The sequence below is a fragment of the Pseudoxanthomonas sp. F37 genome (assembly GCF_022965755.1).
Lineage (GTDB): Bacteria > Pseudomonadota > Gammaproteobacteria > Xanthomonadales > Xanthomonadaceae > Pseudoxanthomonas_A.
This window is the reverse complement of sequence record NZ_CP095187.1, coordinates 3,746,785-3,766,391: the sequence shown is the minus strand read 5'-3', so window position 1 is coordinate 3,766,391 and position 19,607 is coordinate 3,746,785. Positions and strand designations below refer to the sequence as shown.

Annotated in this window: 20 protein-coding genes; 9 read left to right on the top strand and 11 right to left on the bottom strand. The window is 70.6% G+C overall.

All coding sequences use genetic code 11. The annotated features are described in order from the left end of the window. Positions 1-131: 131 nt before the first annotated feature. Positions 132-509, bottom strand: a complete 378-nt coding sequence (locus MUU77_RS17525) for a DUF4131 domain-containing protein (protein WP_245089657.1) — start codon at positions 507-509, stop codon at positions 132-134. 21 nt (positions 510-530) lie between these two features. After that, complete coding sequence (locus MUU77_RS17520; protein ID WP_245089654.1) at positions 531-1,556, bottom strand: DUF2272 domain-containing protein; 1,026 nt, start codon at positions 1,554-1,556, stop codon at positions 531-533. A 165-nt stretch (positions 1,557-1,721) separates the two neighbouring features. Here MUU77_RS17520 and MUU77_RS17515 point away from each other — a divergent pair, with 165 nt between their 5' ends. The 3 genes from MUU77_RS17515 (at position 1,722) to MUU77_RS17505 (ending at position 3,940) form a co-directional block, all read left to right on the top strand. Beyond that, complete coding sequence (locus MUU77_RS17515; RefSeq protein WP_245089651.1) at positions 1,722-2,561, top strand: arylamine N-acetyltransferase; 840 nt, start codon at positions 1,722-1,724, stop codon at positions 2,559-2,561. A 78-nt stretch (positions 2,562-2,639) separates the two neighbouring features. Beyond that, on the top strand, positions 2,640-3,608 hold the full coding sequence (locus tag MUU77_RS17510; RefSeq protein WP_245089648.1) for a polysaccharide deacetylase family protein: 969 nt from the start codon (positions 2,640-2,642) through the stop codon (positions 3,606-3,608). Between the two features lie 101 nt (positions 3,609-3,709). Further along, positions 3,710-3,940: a hypothetical protein gene (locus MUU77_RS17505; protein WP_245089645.1), complete on the top strand. Its 231-nt coding sequence runs from the start codon at positions 3,710-3,712 to the stop codon at positions 3,938-3,940. On the opposite strand, the gene MUU77_RS17500 is transcribed toward MUU77_RS17505, so the two are convergent. Together MUU77_RS17500 and MUU77_RS17495 are read right to left on the bottom strand one after the other, a co-directional pair. Next, a complete protein-coding gene (locus MUU77_RS17500) occupies positions 3,937-4,716 on the bottom strand; it encodes a LytTR family DNA-binding domain-containing protein (RefSeq protein WP_245089642.1) in 780 nt (259 codons plus the stop codon). The genes MUU77_RS17505 and MUU77_RS17500 overlap by 4 nt on opposite strands. After that, entirely contained in the window at positions 4,713-5,819 is a 1,107-nt protein-coding gene (locus MUU77_RS17495) for a histidine kinase (RefSeq protein WP_245089639.1), read from the bottom strand. The genes MUU77_RS17500 and MUU77_RS17495 overlap by 4 nt, the downstream gene beginning before the upstream one ends. A 201-nt stretch (positions 5,820-6,020) precedes the next feature. Between MUU77_RS17495 and MUU77_RS17490 the strand changes: the two genes are divergently transcribed. Next, the gene (locus MUU77_RS17490) at positions 6,021-6,419 is read left to right on the top strand and encodes a hypothetical protein (RefSeq protein ID WP_245089636.1); all 399 of its coding nucleotides are present in this window, start codon (positions 6,021-6,023) and stop codon (positions 6,417-6,419) included. On the opposite strand, the gene MUU77_RS17485 is transcribed toward MUU77_RS17490, so the two are convergent. The 3 genes from MUU77_RS17485 to adh form a co-directional block, all read right to left on the bottom strand. Further along, entirely contained in the window at positions 6,420-6,818 is a 399-nt protein-coding gene (locus tag MUU77_RS17485; protein ID WP_245089634.1) for a DUF779 domain-containing protein, read from the bottom strand. 21 nt (positions 6,819-6,839) lie between these two features. Further along, positions 6,840-7,868, bottom strand: coding sequence for an alcohol dehydrogenase AdhP (adhP, locus tag MUU77_RS17480; protein WP_245089631.1), 1,029 nt, complete (start codon positions 7,866-7,868; stop codon positions 6,840-6,842). 124 nt (positions 7,869-7,992) lie between these two features. Next, complete coding sequence (gene adh / locus MUU77_RS17475; RefSeq protein ID WP_245089628.1) at positions 7,993-9,522, bottom strand: aldehyde dehydrogenase; 1,530 nt, start codon at positions 9,520-9,522, stop codon at positions 7,993-7,995. 242 nt (positions 9,523-9,764) lie between these two features. Between adh and MUU77_RS17470 the strand changes: the two genes are divergently transcribed. The 3 genes from MUU77_RS17470 to MUU77_RS17460 all read left to right on the top strand — a co-directional run bounded on the left by MUU77_RS17470 (position 9,765) and on the right by MUU77_RS17460 (position 13,243). After that, positions 9,765-11,648: a sigma-54-dependent Fis family transcriptional regulator gene (locus MUU77_RS17470; RefSeq protein WP_245089625.1), complete on the top strand. Its 1,884-nt coding sequence runs from the start codon at positions 9,765-9,767 to the stop codon at positions 11,646-11,648. A gap of 13 nt (positions 11,649-11,661) precedes the next feature. Further along, a complete protein-coding gene (locus MUU77_RS17465; protein WP_245089622.1) occupies positions 11,662-12,057 on the top strand; it encodes a DUF1801 domain-containing protein in 396 nt (131 codons plus the stop codon). Between the two features lie 79 nt (positions 12,058-12,136). Next, positions 12,137-13,243, top strand: coding sequence for an alpha/beta hydrolase (locus tag MUU77_RS17460; RefSeq protein ID WP_245089619.1), 1,107 nt, complete (start codon positions 12,137-12,139; stop codon positions 13,241-13,243). A 21-nt stretch (positions 13,244-13,264) separates the two neighbouring features. Here MUU77_RS17460 and MUU77_RS17455 read toward each other — a convergent pair whose 3' ends face one another. Together MUU77_RS17455 and MUU77_RS17450 are read right to left on the bottom strand one after the other, a co-directional pair. Then, positions 13,265-16,018: an EAL domain-containing protein gene (locus tag MUU77_RS17455; RefSeq protein ID WP_245089616.1), complete on the bottom strand. Its 2,754-nt coding sequence runs from the start codon at positions 16,016-16,018 to the stop codon at positions 13,265-13,267. Positions 16,019-16,165: 147 nt separating this feature from the next. Continuing rightward, the gene (locus tag MUU77_RS17450) at positions 16,166-16,978 is read right to left on the bottom strand and encodes a CHAD domain-containing protein (protein WP_245089613.1); all 813 of its coding nucleotides are present in this window, start codon (positions 16,976-16,978) and stop codon (positions 16,166-16,168) included. 155 nt (positions 16,979-17,133) lie between these two features. On the opposite strand from MUU77_RS17450, the gene MUU77_RS17445 reads away from it, so the two are divergent. Beyond that, positions 17,134-17,400, top strand: a complete 267-nt coding sequence (locus tag MUU77_RS17445; RefSeq protein WP_245089610.1) for a hypothetical protein — start codon at positions 17,134-17,136, stop codon at positions 17,398-17,400. Between the two features lie 75 nt (positions 17,401-17,475). Further along, entirely contained in the window at positions 17,476-18,471 is a 996-nt protein-coding gene (locus MUU77_RS17440; protein WP_245089608.1) for a hypothetical protein, read from the top strand. Between the two features lies 1 nt (position 18,472). On the opposite strand, the gene MUU77_RS17435 is transcribed toward MUU77_RS17440, so the two are convergent. Continuing rightward, positions 18,473-18,823, bottom strand: a complete 351-nt coding sequence (locus tag MUU77_RS17435; protein WP_245089605.1) for a VOC family protein — start codon at positions 18,821-18,823, stop codon at positions 18,473-18,475. Between the two features lie 70 nt (positions 18,824-18,893). After that, positions 18,894-19,604, bottom strand: a complete 711-nt coding sequence (locus MUU77_RS17430) for an AraC family transcriptional regulator (RefSeq protein WP_245089603.1) — start codon at positions 19,602-19,604, stop codon at positions 18,894-18,896. Positions 19,605-19,607 lie beyond the last annotated feature (3 nt).

Genomic DNA, 19,607 nt, shown 5'->3' with positions numbered 1-19,607 from the left:
GGCTCCAGGGGGGCAGGCCGGGCAGGCCACGGGAGCGCCGGATACTAGGGATGAAAACGTTTACATGCTAGTTGCAGCGCACGATCCGCCGCCGCCCGCAGAGGGTGGGGCGCAGGCCCGCCCAGCCGCGCTTACGGCGCGCGGTGCAGCCCGTGCCCGGCGTGCTCGCAGACCACCAGCGTATGCGGTTCGGAGACCGTGCCGGTCGCCCGCACGCGGTCGCCGGCCTTGAGGGCCTGCACGTCGTCCGGCGGCGGTGCCTTGCACAGGTTCCAGCGCGCCGGCAGGTGCACGTCGACGTTGCCGGTCGGCGTGGCCAGCGTGACCACCGCGCTGCCGTCGTAGGTCCAGGGCGTGGTGTCGACGGTGGCCACCTGGCCTTCCACCGTGGCCTGCTGGCCCGGGACCCAGGCGGGGGCGGCCGGCGTGCTGGCGCAGGCGGCCAGCGCCAGGCAGGTGGCCAGCGTGGCGGTCAGGCGGACGATCGGTGCGGTGCGGTGTGGCTTCATCGAAGGGCTCCGGGGCGCGGCTCAGGGATGGGCGGCAGGTTCGGTGGCCTGGGGGGCCGCCGCAGGGCAGCGTGGCACGCCGGAACCGACCACGCAGTTCACGCAGCATTCCTGCTTCTCCGGCGATGCGTCGGGCGCGTCCTGCACGGGCGGCAGGTAACCCGGCAGTCGGGCAAGTGCCGCCGGCGATTTCAGGCGCAGGATCGCCGCCCAGTCCTGGCGGTTCATGTTGCAGGCCGTTTCGTTGTCGGGCGCGCACAGCGTGCCGTCGCCGATCCGCAACGGCAGCCCGCCCCAGAACTCGCCATTGCGGTTCAGCGGCAGCATCCGCATGGTCACGCTCTGCTGCACGTTGCCACCGATCGCGTACGCGGTGCTGTCGTTGCCGGGGTTCACCGCCACCACGATATCGCAATGCATGTCCAGCCCGGTGCCGTTGCGCAGCAGCGGCAGCAGGCCTTCATGGCCGAACAGGCGGTCGTACTGGCGCACGTAGCAGATCAGGTCGCCGACCATGGGCTTGGCGCGGGCCACGTCGATGACATCGAAGGCGTTGGTCGTCGGGTCCTGGTAGGCCGCCCGCACGTAGCTGAAGTGGCGGCTGGAACCACGGAAGCCCGGCACCCTGGCTTCGCGCATCACCCACGAGATGAAGGCGGCCGACCAGGGCGTGTCCACCACGAAGCCGCGGCAGGCGTCGGCCTGGGGACCGGTCGCCGACGCGTACAGGCAATCGGTCGCACCGCGGCGATGGCCGATGGCGCCCAGCAGGCCGCTGTCGCGCCAGTAGCGCGCCACCCGTTGCCAGGCACGGTCGTCGCCGATCGACAACAGCGACGATTCGGCTTCCATCATCGGTGCGTTCGCCATCCGGCCTTCGCGGTCGATGAAGGGGCGGTACCACATCAGGTGCTCGCGGCAGGCGACGGCGGCGATGCGGGTGGCGACGTCGGAGGGCGTCTGCTGCGCCAGCTGCGGGCAGGGGTCGGCCGCATGCGCGGCCAGGGAGGTCAGCAGCAGGAAGGGCAGCAACAGCCATGCACGCATCGGTGATCCTCGGAGTCGGTGGTACTTGCTTACGCATCATGCCGCAAGCGCAGGACAGTCTTCCTCACGTGGGATGAAGGTATGGAAAAGGTCTGCCCGGCATGCGTGCTTGACCTCAAGTGCCCTCGAGGTCGCAGGCTGGCGTCCCCCCTTCCAGGAGTCCACATGCCTGCCAAGCTCACCGATCCCGCGCTGTACCTGCGCCGGCTGGGCTACGACCAGCCCCCGGCGCCCACCCTGGCCACCCTGCGCGCGCTGCAGGCACGCCACACCGCCGCCTTCCCGTTCGAGACCCTGTCCACGCTGCTGCGGCAGCCGGTGCCGGTGGACCTGCCGTCGCTCGAGCGCAAGCTGTTGCACGACGGCCGCGGCGGCTATTGCTACGAACTCAACCGCCTGTTCCTGGCCCTGCTGCACACGCTGGGCTTCGACGCACGGGCGATCGCCGCCCGCGTGCTGATGGGCGAGGCGGAGGACGCCGTGCCCGCACGCACCCACCTGCTGGTGCTGGCGACGGTGGACGGCGAGCGCCATGTCGTCGATGTCGGCTTCGGCGGCATGGTGCCGACCGCGCCGCTGCGCCTGGACACCGAGGCGGTGCAGTCCACGCCGCACGAGCCGTACCGCATCACGCGCCACGGCGACCAGTACACCCTGCAGGCGCAGGTGGCCGGGCAATGGCGCCGACTGTATGTGTTCGATCTGCAGCCGCAGGCCGAGATCGACCATGTCGTCGGCAACTGGTACGTCAGCACGCATCCGGACTCGCCGTTCATGGGCCAGCTGCGGGTGGCGCGCACGGGCCCGGGCTGGCGCAGGACACTGGGCAGCGGCGGGGTTGCGCTGCATCGCACCGGCCTTGCCAGCGAGCGCTGGCCACTGGCGGATGCGCACGCGGTGGTCGCGGAACTGCAGCAGGGCTTCGGCATCCGCGTGCCGGAGCATCCCGGCCTGCATGCCGCCATCGCGGCGTGGCTGGGCAGCGCCACCTCACCGGGCGCGTGATGGGCGCGCGTTGTGCCGGTGACCGGGCCGGTGGGCGCGGGTAAGCTCGCGTTCTTCCCTCCCGACACCGGCCGACGCATGCGCCTCCCGTTCACTGCCTGGCTGCTGGTGCTGCTCGCATTCGGCGCGCACGCCGCCGAGCCCGACCGCCGCATCGCCATCACCATCGACGACCTGCCCTGGCAGCGCATGGACAAGACCCCGGCGGCGGACCTGCCGCTGCGCCATGCCCAGCTGATGGCGCAACTGAAGCAGGCCGGCGTGCCGGTGGTCGGATTCGTCAATGAAGGCAAGCTGGAGAGCGCCGGGCAGGTGCAGCCGGCGCGGGTGGCGATGCTGCGCGACTGGCGGGATGCCGGCTTCGAACTGGGCAACCACACGTACGGCCATGTCGACCTGCACGCGGTCGGGCTGCCTGCGTTCAAGCAGGACATCCTGGACGGCGAGCGCGTGCTGCGTCCGCTGTTGGCCGAACGCGGCCAGGTGCCGCGCTGGTTCCGCCATCCCTACCTGCGCGCCGGCCGCACGCCGGAAGACCGCGCCGCGCTGTCGGCCTTTCTCGGCGAGCACGGCTACCGCATCGCGCCGGTCACCATCGACAACGGCGAATGGGTCTGGGCCTTCGCCTACGCCAACGTGCTCGACGGCCCGCCCGACGCGCCAGCGCGCGCGGCCACGCTGGAGCGGCTCAAGCGCGGCTACATTCCCTACATGCTCAACAAGGTCGATTACTACCAACGGCAGTCGCAGGCCCTGCTGGGCTACGCACTGCCGCAGGTCTGGCTGCTGCATGCGAACGAACTGAACGCCGTCGCCTATGCCGACCTGGTGGCCGGCGTGCAGCGGCGCGGCTACCGCGTGGTGACGCTGGACGAAGCCATGCGCGACCCGGCCTACGCGCGTGGCGAGGACGGCTACAACGGCCGCTACGGTCCCAGTTGGCTGCACCGCTGGGCGATGGCGGAGAAGAAGCCGAAGGATTTCTACGCCGGTGAACCCGAGGTGCCGGCCTGGGTGCTGCAACTGGCAGGCGTGGCCTCGGAGTGACTGGCCCGCGTGGGCGGCTTTCCGCGTTGGCCGGAATGGACCAGGGCGGACCGGAACGCAGGCCAGGCAGGGCGCACCTTCTTTCCGCCGGGGACCCGTGCATGCAGAAGAAAGTGGACCTCTCGACCTGCCAGGGGCATCTGGTCGAAGTGGTGATCGAACGTGCCGACGACCACCAGCCCTGGTCGCTGGCGGTGCGCGTGCGCGCCCCGCAGGGCGGCGCCTGGAGCGAGGTGTGGCGCGACGGGCGGCGCGATTACTTCACCTGTTACGACGCCCTGGCCGCCGGCAAGGCGCAGGCGGCACGCATGATCGCCGGCGGGGCTGACTAGTCCCCGCGGCCCAGCGTGGCCAGCCGCAGGAAGGCCTCGTGCTGGTAACGGCTCATGCGCAGCTGCTGCCCGGTGTCCATGGTGACCACGTGGTAGCCGTTGAACCAGGGATGGATTTCCCGCACGCGACGCACGTTGATGATGGCCGAGCGGTGCACCCGCGCGAAGTGGCGCGGGTCCAGGCGCGCGGCCAGCGCGGTCATGGTCTCGCGCAGTTCGTGCACGCGGTCGGCCAGGTGCAGGCGAACGGTGTTGCCGCTGGCCTTGATCCAGACGATCTGGTCCACCTCGACCAGCACCACCCGCTCGTCCTCGCGGACCGGTATGCGCTGCAGGTAGTCCTCCCGCCGCTGCAGCGCGGCCAGGGCCTGCATGACGCGCGCCGTCGTGTCCGCATCCGCCCCGCGCGCGGCGGCCAACCGCTGCTTGGCGCGCCGCAGGGTCTCGGCGAAGCGCTCGCGGCTGAACGGCTTCACCAGGTAGTCCACCGCGTTGGCTTCGAACGCGCGCACGGCGAACTGCTCGTAGGCGGTGACGAAGATGGTGGCGGGCATGCGCGGTGCGCCGATGGTGGCCACCACGTCCAGGCCGGTGATCGCCGGCATCTGGATGTCCAGGAACACCAGGTCCGGCGACAGGTCGCGGATCGCCGCCACCGCGGACACGCCGTCCCCGCATTCGCCGGCCACGGCGATGTCCAGGTCCTCGCGCAGCAGCCGCACCACCGCGTGGCGCGCGATCGGTTCGTCGTCCACCACCAGCGCGGAGAGCTTCATGCGGGCACGTGCTCCGGTGGCAGCCCGTCGTCCAGCTCGCGGAACGGCAGCCGCAGCCGGCAGGCGACGCCGCGCGGGACCATCATGTCCAGGCGCAGGCTGGCCTGGTCGCCGTAAAGCTCGCGCATGCGCAAGCGTGTGTTGGACAGGCCGATGCCGTGGCCCCCCGCCTGGCCGCCCTCCATGAGCGTGCTGTTGTGGTTGCGGACATCGATGCACAGCATGCCGTCTTCGCGACGGCAGTCGATCTCCACGCAGTCGTCGCCGACGTGCCGGCCTATACCGTGCCGGATGGCGTTCTCCACGATCGGCTGCAGCACCAGGCTGGGCACGGCCGCGTCCAGCACGTCGGGCGCGACATGGATGCGCGTGGCCAGGCGGTCCCGGAAGCGCCGCCGCTGGATGCCCAGGTACAATTCCAGCAGTTCCAGTTCGCGGCGCAGCGGGATTTCCTGGCCGTCGTAGTCCTCCAGGAAGGCGCGCAGCAGTTCGCTCAGGCGCAGCAGCATGTCCTCGGCCGACAGCGTGTCCTCGTCCAGCAGGGTGACGATGGCGTGCAGCGTGTTGAACAGGAAGTGCGGCTGCAGCTGGGTCTTCAGCACCTGCAGGCGCGACTGCGCCAGTTCGCTCGCCAGCCGGGTCGCTTCCAGTTCGCGCCGCGACTTCTCGGCCTGGAAGTGCAGCAGTTGCTGCACGGCGAGCAGCGCCCAATACGCCAGCAGGCCGGTGGCGAAGTGCTTGCTGACGAACTGCCACAGTTGCTCGCCGAAGCCGGAGGGCTCGAACAACGACGACACCAGCGCGCCGATCACCATCGCCAGCAGGGTGACCCCGATGCTGTAGCCGATGTGCCGCAGTAGCGCGCGGAGGGGCAGGGGGAACGGGAGCGGGTGCCGCTGGCCCAGCCGGAACACCAGCGGCGCCAGCCCGGCCCACGTCAGCCACTGCACGCCGGACCAGCGCAGATAGGTGACCGGCGACCACACGCGGGCATTGACGGCGTCGTCGACGCAGCCCTGCATGGCGAACACCACCACCACCAGCGACCACAGGCCCAGATACCGGGACAGGCGGACTTCCAGCGAGCCAAGACGGATCTTCATGCGCAACTCCCGATCGGCGAGCGCATCCTAGGACGCGACGGGGAGCACGGGAAGCCGGCATGGCCGCGCACTACGATCCGCACCGCCGACACGACGATTCATCCCAGAACCGTTGCCGCGGGCGCCTGGCGGGCGCGTGATGCCGCCGCCCCGCGCACGCTCCCGTGCCGCGGCGGCGCCCTTCCTGCCGGAGATCACGCCATGTGCCGCCTGTCCGTCTTCGCCCTGTGGGCGACCGTCGTTGCCGTTCCCGCCGCCTGCGCGGGGGAACGCACCCATTACCTGTACCTGGTCAACCGTGCGCACGATGCCATCGTGTCGGTCACCGTCTCGCCGGTCGATGCCGAAAACGGGCGCGAACTGCTGGCTGGCAGCCGGCTGGCCGGCGGTGGTGATGCCGTCACCGTCCAGCTCGAGAGCGACGCCTGCGTGCACGACCTGCACATCGCCTTCGCCAATGGCCGCCGCGCCCTGTACCCGGCCTTCGACCTGTGCCGCCAGCGTGGACTGCGCGTCATGCCGTTGCCGGCCCGAAGCAGCGAAGCCAGGCTGGCTGATGGCACCAAGCGCGCGCAGGGCGAAACCGCGGCGTCGGACTGATCACACCCGCCCGGCGGCGCGCAGGGCCGCGAACTCCTCGTCGGTGAACAGCCGCGACCGCACCAGGAAGCGCACGCCTTCGCCGTTCTCCAGCGAGAACATGCCGCCGCGCCCCGGCACCACGTCGATGATCAGCTGGGTGTGCTTCCAGTACTCGAACTGCGGCCTGCTGATGTAGACGTCGGCCCCGCCGATCGCGCCCAGCCGTACGTCGTGGTCGCCGACGATGAAGTCGGCGACCGCGAAGCACATCGGCGAGGAGCCATCGCAGCACCCGCCGGACTGGTGGAACAGCACCGGTCCGTGCCGGCCGCGCAGCGTGTCGATCAGCTGCAAGGCCGGCGCCGTCGCGATCACCTGCAGGGGCGGGGCGACCGCAGGCGGCGATGCCTCGGACACGGACGCTGCCATCCGGGGCCGTCAGGCGGCGAAGTCCAGCACGATGCGGCCTTCGATGGCGCCGGCGTGCATGCGCGCGAACACGTCGTTGATGTTCTCCAGCCGGTCGGTCGCCACCGTCGCGGCCACCTTGCCCATCGCCGCGAAGGCCAGCGACTCCTGCAGGTCCAGGCGCGTGCCGACGATGGAGCCGCGCACGGTGATGCCATTGAGCACCATGCCGAAGATGTCCAGCGGGAACTGCCCCGGCGGCAGGCCGTTGAGCGACACCGTGCCGCCGCGGCGGACCATGCCGATGGCCTGTTCGAAGGCCTTCGGCGACACCGCGGTCACCAGGGCGCCGTGCGCGCCGCCGATTTCCTTCTTCAGGTACGCCACCGGGTCGGTGGTCCTGGCGTTGACGGTGACGGTGGCGCCCAGGCGGCGCGCGAGCGCCAGCTTCGCGTCGTCCACGTCCACGGCCGCCACGTTCAGGCCCATCGCCCTGGCGTACTGCACGGCCATGTGGCCCAGTCCGCCGATGCCGGAGATCACCACCCAGTCGCCGGGCTGCGTGTCGGTGACCTTCAGGCCCTTGTAGACGGTCACGCCCGCGCACAGCACCGGCGCGATCTCCACGAAGCCCACGTTGTCCGGCAGGTGGCCGACATAGCCGGCGTTGGCCAGGGCGTACTCGGCGAAGCCGCCGTTGACCGAGTAGCCGGTGTTCTGCTGCGTCTCGCACAGCGTCTCCCAGCCCCCCAGGCAGTGCTCGCAGTAGCCGCAGGCCGAATACAGCCACGGCACGCCCACGCGGTCGCCCTCCTTCACGTGGCTGACGCCGGCGCCGACGGCCACCACGTGGCCGACGCCTTCGTGGCCGGGGATGAACGGGGGATTGGGCTTCACCGGCCAGTCGCCTTCGGCGGCATGCAGGTCGGTGTGGCATACGCCACAGGCTTCGATCTTGACCAGGATGTCGCCGGCCGCGGGGCGCGGCACCGGTACTTCCTCGATCACCAGCGGCTTGCCGAATTCCCGCACGACGGCGGCCTTCATGGTGCTGTCCATCTGTTGCTCCTGTAGTGGCCCGGCAGGCCGCCAACGTACGTGGATGGCGCGCCGGGCACGTTGATTCCGATCAATTCCGCGCAAACGCGCGGCGCCGCCCGTCGGACGGCACCGCCGCCGTGGTTCAGAAGAAGCCCAAGGCCTTGGGCGAATAGCTGACCAGCAGGTTCTTGGTCTGCTGGTAGTGGTCCAGCATCATCTTGTGGTTCTCGCGGCCGATGCCCGACTGCTTGTAGCCGCCGAACGCCGCATGCGCCGGGTAGGCGTGGTAGCAGTTGGTCCACACGCGGCCGGCCTGGATCGCGCGGCCCATGCGGTACAGGCGCGATGCATCGCGGCTCCACACGCCGGCGCCCAGGCCGTACAGCGTGTCGTTGGCGATGGCCAGCGCCTCGGCTTCGTCCTTGAACGTGGTCACCGACACCACCGGCCCGAAGATCTCCTCTTGGAAGATGCGCATCCGGTTGTGGCCCTTGAACACGGTCGGTTTCACGTAGTACCCGCCGGCCAGGTCGCCGTCGAGCGCATTGCGCTCGCCGCCGGCCAGCACCTGCGCGCCTTCCTGCCGGCCGATGTCGATGTAGGACAGGATCTTTTCCAACTGCTCGCCCGAGGCCTGCGCGCCGACCATCGTGTTGGGGTCCAGCGGGTTGCCCTGCCTGATCGCGGCCACGCGCTTGAGCACTTTCTCCATGAACCTGTCGTAGATCGATTCCTGTACCAGCGCGCGCGAGGGGCAGGTGCAGACTTCGCCCTGGTTGAAGGCGAACAGCACGAAGCCTTCCACCGCCTTGTCCAGGAAGTCGTCGTCCTCGGCCATCACGTCGGCGAAGAAGATGTTGGGCGACTTGCCGCCCAGCTCCAGCGTGACCGGGATCAGGTTCTGGCTGGCGTACTGCATGATCAGCCGGCCGGTGGTGGTCTCGCCGGTGAAGGCGATCTTGGCGATGCGCGGGCTGCTGGCCAGCGGCTTGCCCGCTTCCAGGCCGAAACCGTTGACCACGTTCAGCACGCCCGGCGGCAACAGGTCGCCGATCACTTCCAGCAGCACCAGGATCGACGCCGGCGTCTGCTCGGCCGGCTTCAGCACCACGCAGTTGCCGGCGGCCAGTGCCGGCGCCAGCTTCCAGCAGGCCATCAGCAGCGGGAAGTTCCACGGGATGATCTGCCCGACCACGCCCAGCGGCTCGTGGAAGTGGTAGGCGATGGTGTCGCCGTCGATCTCCCCGATGCTTCCTTCCTGCGTGCGGATGGCGCTGGCGAAGTAGCGGAAGTGGTCCGCGCACAGCGGGATGTCGGCGTTGAGCGTCTCGCGGATCGGCTTGCCGTTGTCCCAGGTCTCGGCATGCGCCAGCAGGTCCAGGTTCTGCTCGATGCGGTCGGCGATCTTCAGCAGCACGTTGGCGCGCTCGGTGGTGGAGGCCTTGCCCCAGGCGTCCTTGGCCGCATGTGCGGCGTCCAGCGCCAGTTCGATGTCCTGCGCGTTCGAGCGCGGCACCTGGGTGAAGACCTTGCCGGTGACCGGGGTGAGGTTGTCGAAGTACTGGCCCGAGCGCGGCTCGACCCATTGCCCGCCGATGTAGTTGGCGTAGCGCCGCTTGAAGATGGCGGAAGGATCGACGGCCTGCGGGCGGGGGGTGGCGACTGCGTTCATCGGTGGCTCCGTGGAAAGTGGGACCCGGTGCGGGTGCGACCCTCCGACGCAGGCCGCGTGCCAACGATGCGTGCTGCGGTGCGCCATGGCGCGAACGCCGTTGGCAAGGCGCATGGGGTCCCGTGGCTGCGGCGTTGCAGCATGGGAGGGGGTTGCAGGGTGTCGCGGGCTGTGGTGTGTATCGGGACAGCGGGCGATCGGGCTGTCGCAAAATGCGACACGTCGCCGGCAGGGTCAGGGCGATGGCACGTGTACACGACTTCCAGGGCGGCGATCCCATCGTCGCGGCGCGGCGCGCATTCTTCGAGGGCGGGCGCACGCCGGTGGGCCAGGTGCCCGGTGCGATCCTGCAATCGTGGCGCCGCTGCCGCGGCCTGGGCCTGGCCGCGAATGCCCGGCCCGCGATCGAGCCGATCGACGCCCCGCGCCTGCGGGCCATGCGCGAGCAGCACGAGCGCCTGTGGCGGCTGGCGCGGGCGGAGGTGGAGATGCTGGCCGCCGATGCGGCCAACACCGGCAGCATCGCCATCCTCACCGATGCCGAGGGCTGGATCCTGGATGCCGAAGGCAGCGCCGCCTTCCTCGACAAGGCCGGGCGCGTGGCATTGATGCCCGGCGCCTGCTGGAGCGAGGCCCGCGTGGGCACCAACGCCATCGGCACCGCCATCGCCGACGCCCGCGCGGTGGAGGTGCGCGGCGGCGAGCACTACGCGGCACCGCACCGCATCCTCAACTGCGCGGCCTCGCCCATCTTCGACCCCTACGGACGCATGGTCGGCGTGCTGGACATCTCGGGCGATGCGTCGGTGGCGCAGGTGCATGCGCTGGGCCTGTCGCAGCTGGCGGTGGCGCACATCGAGCACCGCTACTTCGACGAAGGCATCGCCGATGCGGACCTGTTGCGCGTCCACAGCCACCGCGCGCTGCTGGGTACCGCGCGCGAAGGGCTGCTGGCGTTCCGCAACGGGCGCCTGGTCGCGGCCAACCGCGTGGGCCTGGCGCTGTTCGGCCTGGAGCGCACCGACCTGGGCCGCGCCTCGTACGACGCCCTGTTCGACGGCGCGGTCTCGCGCCTGCGCGACGACGGGGCGCTGCACGACCGCAATGGCCGGGTGCTCTACGGCCACGTGGACGAACCCACGCGCGCGCGCCGGGCCCGCGCGGCCACGCCGATCACCGTATCCCCCGCCACCTCGGCCCTGGACGCGGACGCGCCGCTGTTCGACGCCGCGCAGGCCGCGGATCTCGAACGCGCGCGCCGCGTCCTGGATGCCGGCATCCCGGTGCTGGTGCTGGGCGAGACGGGCACGGGCAAGGAGGTGTTCGCGCGCGAACTGCACCGCCGCTGCGCGCGCGCGGGCAGGGCCTTCGTCGCGGTCAACTGCGCGGCGCTGCCGGAAGGACTGATCGAAGCGGAGCTGTTCGGCTACGAGAGCGGCGCCTTCACCGGCGCGCGCAAGGAGGGCAGCACCGGCCTGCTGCGCCAGGCCGAGGGCGGCGTGCTGTTCCTCGACGAGATCGGCGACATGCCGATGGCCCTGCAGCCACGCCTGCTGCGCGTGCTGCAGGACCGCGAGCTGTCGCCGCTGGGCGGCGGCAAGCCGGTGAAGCTGGATTTCGCCTTGATCTGCGCCACCCACCGGCATCTGGAGGAGGCGGTGGCGGAGGGACGCTTCCGTGCGGACCTGTACTACCGCATCTCCCATCACATCGTCGCGCTGCCAGCACTGCGGGCCTCGGACGCGCGCGACACCCTGGTGCGCATGCTGTGGGAGCGCATCGGACAAGGGCGCCGGCTGTCGGGCGCGGTCCAGGACGCCCTGGTCGGTTACGACTGGCCGGGCAACCTGCGCCAGCTGGTGGCCAGCCTGCGCACGCTGGTGGCGTTGAGCGAGCCGGACAGCGAGATAGGCGAGGACGCCTTGCCGGCCTACCTGCGCACGCGGCTGCCCACGGCGATGCCATCGCGGCCGGCGACGGCGGCCGACCTGGATGCGATCACCCTGTCCAGCATGCGTGCGGCGGTGGAGACCTGCGACGGCAACATCGCCCGCGCGGCACGCCAGCTGGGCATCAGCCGCAGCACGTTGTACCGTCGCCTCGGCGCGGATCCGCGTGCGTCCTAGCCAGGGAGCACCGATGCCTGCGAAGAAGTCCGCCGCGCCCGCCGATGTCGACGCCTTCCTCGCCGCGTTGGCGCATCCGCAGGACGCCACCCTGCAGCGACTGCGCACCGCGATCCGCGCCACCGATCCCTGCATCGGCGAAGACATCAAGTGGAACGCACCGAGTTTCCATGTGGAGGGCCGCCATTTCGCCACGATGCAGTTGCGGCGGACGGACAGCGTGCTGCTGGTGCTGCACCTGGGCGCGGGCCGGCGCGTGCTGCCGGAGGGCGCGATCGCCGATCCGAAGGGGCTGCTGACATGGCGGGGTGCCGATCGGGCGACGCTGGCCTTCGGTCGCCCCGCGGACGTGGAGGCGCATGCAACAGCCCTGCAGGCCCTGCTGCGGCAGTGGATGGCGCACCTCTGATCGCCGACAGGGACGAACGGCACGGTCGTCTCCACCGGGCATGGCCGACAATGCCGGCGTCCCCCGGATGGAGATGAGGATGAAACACGCATTCGCCGCCTTCCTGCTGGCCTGGCTGCCGCTGGGCGTGCAGGCGCAGGAAAGCTGCCCGGACCGTTCGGCCTACGCGCCGGCACGCGAGATCATCGCCGACCTTGGCCGCATCACCGCGCCCACCGGCGTGCAGGATGAGTACGCGGTGGAGATCGGCGGCATCCGCCAGTGGGTGAACGTGCGCGGGCAGGATCGCGACAACCCGATGGTGCTGTTCGTCCACGGCGGCCCGGCCTCGCCGATCATCCCCACGCTGTGGCAGTTCCAGCGCCCGCTGGAGGAGTACTTCACGGTCGTCAACTACGACCAGCGCGGCGCCGGCAGGACGCTGCTGCTGAACGACCGCGACGCGGTCGCCGATACCCTGCACATCCAGCGCTATGTCGACGACGCCATCGCGCTGGCCGAACACCTGCGCACGCGCTACCACAAGCGCAAGCTGGTGCTTATGGCGCACAGCTGGGGCACCGTGGTGGCCATGCATGCGGCACTGCAGCGCCCGGACCTGTTCCACGCCTACGTGGGCATCGGCCAGGTGATCAACGTGCGCACCAACGAGCGGGTCAGCTTCGAGTACGGCCTGCGTACCGCGCGGGAGAAGGGCAACCTGGAGGCGGTACGGGAAATGGAGACCATCGCGCCGTATCCGGGCGACCAGCCGATCACCCGCGACCGCATCGTGATCGCGCGCAAGTGGCCGCAGTTCTATGGCGGCCTGACCGCCTACCGCGACAGTTCGGACTACTTCTACCGGGGCCCGCGCCTGTCGCCGGACTACGACGATGCCGCCCGCTGTGCCATCAATGCCGGCAACGTGTTCACGCTGGGACGCCTGCTGGACGAATTCCTGCGGGTCGATTTCGACGCGGTGGACGCGTTCCCCATCCCGGTGGTGATGTTCTTGGGCAGGCACGACTACACCACGCCCTCCGAACCTACCGCGGCCTGGCTGGCGAAGGTGCGGGCGCCCTACAAGCAGGGCGTGTGGTTCGAGCATTCGGCGCACATGATCCCGTGGGAGGAACCGGGCAAGACGCTGGTCAGCCTGCTGGAGCACGTGCGGCCGCGGGCGGTGGAGACGCCCGCGCGCTGAACCGCGCCGTGTGGGCGGCCGTCAGCGCACCACGGCCAGCCGGCGCGGGGGAGGCTGTTCGCGCTGGAACAGCACCCGCTCCGGGCGGTGCAGCGCGAAACCCTGGCCGTAGTCCACCCCCAGCGAACGCAGCGCATCGCAGATCCTGGGGCTGGCGACCCATTCGGCCACCACCTTCAGGCCGCGCTGGTGGCCGATCTGGGCGATGGCGCTGACGATGGTGCGGCTCATCGGATCGGTTTCCAGGTCGCGGATGAAGCTGCCGTCGATCTTGATCAGGTCCACCGGCAGGTTCTTCAGGTAGCCGAAGGACGACATGCCGGCGCCGAAGTCGTCCAGTGCGATGCGGCAGCCGGCACGGCGCAGGCGTTCGATCACGCCGACCACCTTCAGCAGGTTGCGCACGGCCACCGTCTCGGTGATCTCGAAGCACAGCTTGTGCGCCGGCACCGCGTATTCGGTGATGCGGGCCAGGATGAAGTCCGCCAGGCCCTCGTCCTCGATGCTCGCGCCGGACAGGTTGATCGCGCAGGTGCCCAGGCGCAGGCCGGTGGCGTGCAGCTGGGCGAAATGCGCCAGCGCATTGCGGATCACCCAGCGGTCGATGGCGGGCATCAGTCCGTAGCGCTCGGCCGCGGGCAGGAAGGCGCCGGGCAGCACCACGCCGCCGTCCTCGTCGCGCAGCCGCAGCAGCAGCTCGACGCTGGTGGCCGTGTCGCTGCCATCCAGCGGCACGATCTCCTGGTAGTCCAGCAGCAGGCGGTCCTGTTCGACGGCCCAGCGCAGCCGGCCGGCCCATTCCATCTCGCCCTGGCGCCGCGTGGTTTCGTTGTCCTGGCGGTACACGTGCACGCGGTTGCGGCCGTTCTCCTTGGCCAGGTAGCAGGCGGTGTCCGCCCACGCCAGCAGGTCCTTCAGCGTGGGCTCCTGCTGGTCCACCACCACCACGCCGATGCTGGCGCTGACGGTGTAGGTGCGGTCCTGCCAGACGAACATCAGCGCTTCGATGCACTCGCGCAGGCGTTCGGCCAGCGCGCGCGCGCCCTCGGCATCCACGTGGAAGGCCATCAGCCCGAATTCGTCGCCGCCCAGGCGCGCCAGCACGTCGCCACCGCGCAGCTGCTGGCGCATGGCCAGCGCCAGCTGCGCCAGCAACTGGTCGCCGGCCATGTGGCCGGACACGTCGTTGATCAGCTTGAACTGGTCCAGGTCGATGTAGAGCAGCGCGCAGGGATCGCATGCCACCCGGCCCTTGCGCTCGGCGAGGGCCTCCTCGATGCGCCGCTCGAACTCGCGGCGGTTGCACAGCTCGGTCAGCGCGTCGTGGGTCGCCTGGTAGCTGAGGCGTTCGGTCAGTTCGCGCTGCTCGGAGATGTCGGTGGCCACCATCAGCAGGTGCGCCCGTCCCTCCACGTCCACATGCGCGATGGAGGCGCTGGCCCAGAAGGCTTCGCCGCCGGGGCTCAGCAGCACCGCCTCCAGGTTGCCCCAGTCGTTGCCGATGCTGTCGGCGTCGCGGGCTCGGTGCTGCAGCTGCGGGTCGGAGAACAGGGCCGACAGCGGCAGTCCGGTCGGGTCGCCCAGGCGTAGTCGCGCCGCCTGGTTGGCGTAGACGATGTGGCCATCGCGCGCGTCGGCCAGCAGGACCAGGGCAGGCAGCAGTTCGTTGAGGGCGCGGAAGCGCAGTTCGCTTTCGCGGTAGCGCTGGCTCATCTGTTCGCCCAGCGCCTCGGCCCGTCGCCGGGTGCTGGCCAGCGACCACGCCAGCGCGGCCAGCAACAGGCTGATGGTGCCGCCTCCGGCCAGCAGCGCCTGCAGCCGCCCCAGCTCCAGCGGTTGCGGCCGCGGCAGCATCTCGATGCGCCACTGGCGGCCGCCGATGTCCAGGCGCCGCTGCTGCATGGGGATGCCGGCGGCCGTGGGCGTGGCGGAATCGTAGAACGGGTGCGCGCTGGCGGTCGCGTCGTAGATGCGCACGCGGAAGCCGTCCAGTACCGGGCCCGACAGGGCCGACTCCGCCAGCGGCTGCAGGCGGATGCCGATGGCCAGTGCGCCGATCTCGCGGGCGCGCCGCTGGTTGGGCGTGGTCGGCGTGGGCCCGTCGGAATACACCGGCAGGCGCAGGGTGACGCCCAGCGGGCTCTGTCCGCTGGGGATCGACTGGCGCAGCGCGAACGGCGCGGAAACGACCACCGTATCGGTATCGCGTGCGCGCAGCAGGGCGGCCAGGTTGGCCTTCTGCGTGACCATGTCGAAGCCGATCAGCGAGGTGTTGGCTTCGTAGGGGGCGACGAATTCGTAGCGGTAGGACACCTCGTCGGCCAGCGGCTCGCCCGCGGGCGAGCGGCGCGCGAACGCCACCGAGGTGTAGGCGGTGGGGGGCAGCGGGCTGCGCAGGCTGGCGTGGTACTGGCTGAAGCGCGCTTGGTCCATCTGGTCGTTGGCCAGGAACACGGTCTGCATCGCGCGCAGCATCAGGGCCGCCTGTTCCAGCGGCACGCGCAGGCGCGCGGCGCCCGCATCGGCCAGTTCGCGCCTGGCTTCCTCGGCGCGCTCCTGCAGGTCGCGCCACTCGCGATGGACCACCACCGCCGTGCTCGACAGGCCCAGCAACAGCACCACCGCCGCCCACGCCAGCGGCGGCATCCGCGCGCGTGCGGAGGACGGGCGCGGCGGAGGGGCATCGCGGGCGATCGTGGTGGTGGCGTCCACCTGCGGGGAATACTCCTGCGTGAGGGCAGTCCGCTCCTGCAGGGGCGGACTGTCGGAGGGCATGCAGGCTTCGTGCCAAGCCTGGGGACCGGTGTGCCGCCGCGCTGCGGATGCCGCATCGGTGCCGGAAGGACCTTATGCGTCAGTATCGGCCCAACGGGGGCGTTCTTGACCGACGCCACCGTGCCGTCGATGCCACGGTAAATGCAATTACGCCAACGGTTGGATGGGCGATGCGGAACGCGTGCGCATCGCCGCACGATGCGGCCGCGCATGCACGGGTTCGAGCGCCTCCAGCGCGCTGTGCAGCAGGGCCAGGTCCTGGAGGACGCCCAGCTGGTCGACCAGTTGGGTGATGAACTGCGACGGCACCTGCGCGGCCTTGGGATGGGGTGCCACCCGCAGTTTGCGCAGTGCCGACAGCTGCATGCGCAGACGGCGCGACTTGCGCCGCCAGGCGTGCAGGTCGTCCACGCGGCCACTGGCCAGTGCCTGTGCCTGCGCGCGTGCCTGGCGCCGCTGCGAGCGCGCCAGGGCGTGGCGCAGATCGCCGGCTTTCAGGCGCTGCCACGGCAGTTGCAGCAGGCGCTCGGCCTGGCGGTGGGCCAGGGCCTGGCGGCGCATGAAGCCGGGGTCCTCGCGCAGGGCCGAGGCCAGCGCCTGCTGGTGGCGCCGGGCCAGGGCCGGCAGCAGGGCTTGCCAGGCCTCCCGTTCACCGGGATCGGTCGCTTCCTGCGCCAGCAGGCGCGCCATGTCCTGCACCACCTGCCCATCGCGCAGGACCGACAGGTCGCGGGTCATGGCGCGCAGTTCTTCATCGATCGCGTCCACCGCGTCCTTGCCAAGGGCAGCCCGCGCCAGCGCCAGCAGCGAGCGCAGCCGGCGCAGGCTCTTGCGCGCTTCGTGCACGCCGGTCGGATCGTGCGGCGCGATGGCCAGCGCCGTCGCCAGCGCGCCCGCCTCTTCGGTGGCGAGCAGCGCGGCACGCTCGCCCGTGCGCAGGGAGGCAGTGCGATGGCTCATCGTCGGGACCCGCGGGGAAGGACGCCAGTCTACGGCCGCGGGCGTTCCCCGGACCGGGCTGTGCAGGATGAACGAAGGCCGTTCGTCGGCGGCCGTGGGCTTGGCAGCAAACCCCGGAAAAGGTATAAATCTTTTATACGATTTCAGGGTGTCGCATGGCCAAGCCCCGCAAAGTACGTGAAGCGGACGGGACCGATGACCGCCCGGCCAAGCTTGTGCGCGACAGCTTCACCATGCCGGCCGACGATTTCGGCCTGATCGATGTGCTGAAGGGGCGTGCCCTGCAGGTGCAGCGGCCCGCCAAGAAGAGCGAGCTGCTGCGCGCCGGCCTGCACGCCTTGGCAGGGCTGTCGCCGCAGGCGCTGGCCCGCGCGCTGGACGCCCTGGCGCCGGTCAAGGCCGGACGCCCCAGGAAAAAGTAGCCGCCGCGATCCGCGCGCGCATGTGGTCCCGCGCGTCACCCGGGCGCGCGGCATTCCTTTCGTGATGTGTTGCCGATGAACGTTGCCAAATTCCTCCATCGCCACCGCGTGGTGGCCCTGCTGTCGCTGTTGCTGCTGGCCCCCATGCTGGCGGCGTCGTCGCACGCGCCCGCCACCCGCGACGTGGACACGGCCGTTCACGCCGGCTACCGGGTGCAGGACCTGGACTGGTTCGACCCGGTGCGCGGGCGCGCGGTGCCGGTCAAGCTGTTCTGGCCGGACGCGGCGCGCACGCGCACCGTGCCGCTGGTGGTGTTCTCGCACGGCATCGGCAGCGCGCGCGACGGCTACACCTACCTGGGGCGTTACTGGGCGCGCCACGGCATCGCCAGCGTCCACGTCCAGCATGTCGGCAGCGACCGCGCGCTGTGGCAAGGCAATCCCTTCACCCTGGTGTCCCGCTTCCAGCGCGCGGCGGGCGATGCCGAAGCCCTCCAGCGCGTGCGCGACCAGCGCTTCGCCCTCGATCGCGTGCTGGCAGGCGAGTGGGGCGCCCGCATCGACCGCGCGCGTATCGTCGCCGCCGGTCATTCCTACGGTGCCAACACCACGCTGATGTCGGCCGGCGCACGTGTCGTGCGCCAGGGGCGTGCGATCCAGTTGCGCGACCCGCGCATCAGCGCCGCGATCGTGATCTCCGCGCCGCCGTTCTATGGCGACCAGGATTTCCGGCCCATCCTGTCCGGCATCCGCATTCCCACCCTGCACGTGACCACCGCCGACGACATCATCCGCATTCCTGGTTTCGGCTCGGGCGTGGACGACCGCCTGAAGGTGTTCGACGCCATCGGCGGTACCCGCAAGGCGCTGGTGGTCTACCGGCACGGCACCCACAACGTGTTCACCGACCATCGATACTTCGATACGCGCGAGGTCAGCGAGCAGGTCAAGCAGGCCACCGCGTCGCTCTCGCTCGCCTTCATCGATGGCGCGTACGCGGCTTCGCCGGCCAGTCTGGCGCAGTGGCAGGCCGGCCATCGCGCGCTGCTGGCGCGCTACGAGGCGCGCTGAGTCAGGTCGCCGACCAGACGGCCAGCTCGTAGCCGTCCGGATCGGCGAAGTGGAAGCGCCGGCCACCGGGGAAGGCGAAGATCGGCTGGGTGATCTTCGCGCCCGCGGCTTCGACGTTCGCCAGGCTGTCTTCCAGGGCGGTCGAGTACAGCACCACCAGCGCGCCGCCCGGCTGCGGCGTGCCGTGCGCGAAGCCGCCCGTCAGCCGGCCATCGCGGAACTCGCAGTAGTCCGGCCCGTAATCCTGGAACGTCCAGCCGAAGGCCCCGCCGTAGAACGCCTTCGAGGCGGCGATGGAGGCGACGTTGAATTCGATGTAGTCGATGCGGTGGTGCTGTTCGGCGGTGCTCATGGCGGGTGTCCGTGGAAGAGGCCGCCAGTCTGGCCGAGTCCGTGCGGCCTGTCTTGGCGAAATCGGACAGTCAGTCCGCGAGCTGTGCGATCAGCCGGGTCGGCGTGAGGCCGGTGAGCCGGCGCGCGTCTGCCGAGAGTTGCGCGGCGTCGTAGTAGCCGGCGTCGAGCGCGGCCTCCAGCAGGTTGGCGTGGCGTTGCCGTCGCCGCAGGAAGCGTTGCAGGCGCAGGATGCGTGCCAGCAGTTTCGGTCCGTAGCCGAACGCCTGGTCGCAGCGGCGCAGCAGCGTGCGTTCGGTGATGCCCAGACCGCGCGCGAGCTGCGCGACCGAGTCGGGCTGGGCGAGAGACAGTCGCGCATGCACGGCCTGCATGGCGCGGTCGCGTGGCGGCGTGTCGGTCAATATCCGCTCGGCGAGCCAGGCCATCGCATCGTCCCCGCGTTCGGCCATGCGGTCGGCCAGCGTGCCGAGGCGCGGAATACCGAGATCGCGCAGGTCCACGCGCTGGTCGGCGAGGACGTGCAGGGGAACGCCCAGCCAGCGCGTCGCCGCGGCCGGGGCGAACCGCAGGCCCTGCAGCCGGTGGCCCGGCGCGACATGCGCGTACTGCGCGCGGGTATCCGGTCCTGCGATGCTCAGGCGCGCGCCATCCCACAGCAGGTCCACGCAGGCATCCGGCAGCACCAGGGCGGGCACCGCCTGCGCGCCGTGCACGTAGTCCCAGCGGCACAGCAGGGACTGGCCGGGCGCGAGGTCGTGTTGTCGGTAGCGGCCGCTCATGCA